The following is a 1,208-nucleotide window of genomic DNA, read 5'->3' on the forward strand; positions in this document are numbered from 1 at the left end:
AAGGCCGTGAAGCCGTTCCGGACCCTTCGGGGAAAGGAAAGTGGTGGAGCCGCCGAACCAAGCGGTTAGTAGGTGAGTGATGGGGTGACGCAGGAAGGTAGTCCATCCCGGGCGGTGGTTGTCCCGGGGTAAGGGTGTAGGCCGTGCGATAGGTAAATCCGTCGCACTTGTGGCTGAGACCTGATGCCGAGCCGATTGTGGTGAAGTGGATGATCCTATGCTGTCGAGAAAAGCCTCTAGCGAGTTTCATGGCGGCCCGTACCCTAAACCGACTCAGGTGGTCAGGTAGAGAATACCGAGGCGTTCGGGTGAACTATGGTTAAGGAACTCGGCAAAATGCCCCCGTAACTTCGGGAGAAGGGGGGCCACATCCGGTGATGAGCTTCGCGCTCTGAGCTGGGGGTGGCCGCAGAGACCAGCGAGAAGCGACTGTTTACTAAAAACACAGGTCCGTGCGAAGCCGTAAGGCGATGTATACGGACTGACGCCTGCCCGGTGCTGGAACGTTAAGGGGACCGGTTAGTCACTCTTCGGGGTGGCGAAGCTGAGAACTTAAGCGCCAGTAAACGGCGGTGGTAACTATAACCATCCTAAGGTAGCGAAATTCCTTGTCGGGTAAGTTCCGACCTGCACGAATGGCGTAACGACTTCTCGACTGTCTCAACCATAGGCCCGGTGAAATTGCACTACGAGTAAAGATGCTCGTTTCGCGCAGCAGGACGGAAAGACCCCGGGACCTTTACTACAGTTTGATATTGGTGTTCGGTTCGGCTTGTGTAGGATAGCTGGGAGACTTTGAAGCTCGCACGCCAGTGTGGGTGGAGTCGTCGTTGAAATACCAGTCTGGTCGTGCTGGATGTCTAACCTGGGTCCGTGATCCGGATCAGGGACAGTGTCTGATGGGTAGTTTAACTGGGGCGGTTGCCTCCTAAAGAGTAACGGAGGCGCCCAAAGGTTCCCTCAGCCTGGTTGGCAATCAGGTGTTGAGTGTAAGTGCACAAGGGAGCTTGACTGTGAGACCGACGGGTCGAGCAGGGACGAAAGTCGGGACTAGTGATCCGGCGGTGGCTTGTGGAAGCGCCGTCGCTCAACGGATAAAAGGTACCCCGGGGATAACAGGCTGATCTTCCCCAAGAGTCCATATCGACGGGATGGTTTGGCACCTCGATGTCGGCTCGTCGCATCCTGGGGCTGGAGTCGGTCCCAAG

At 56.7% G+C, this 1,208-nt stretch carries 1 rRNA gene (only partly in view); it reads left to right on the forward strand.

The window, feature by feature from the left end:
- Positions 1-1,208, forward strand: a 23S ribosomal RNA gene (locus ACWIF2_RS40460); its annotated part reaches 1,712 nt to the left of the window's first position; the annotation flags it as partial.

The organism is Streptomyces sp. NPDC055506 (genome assembly GCF_053643595.1).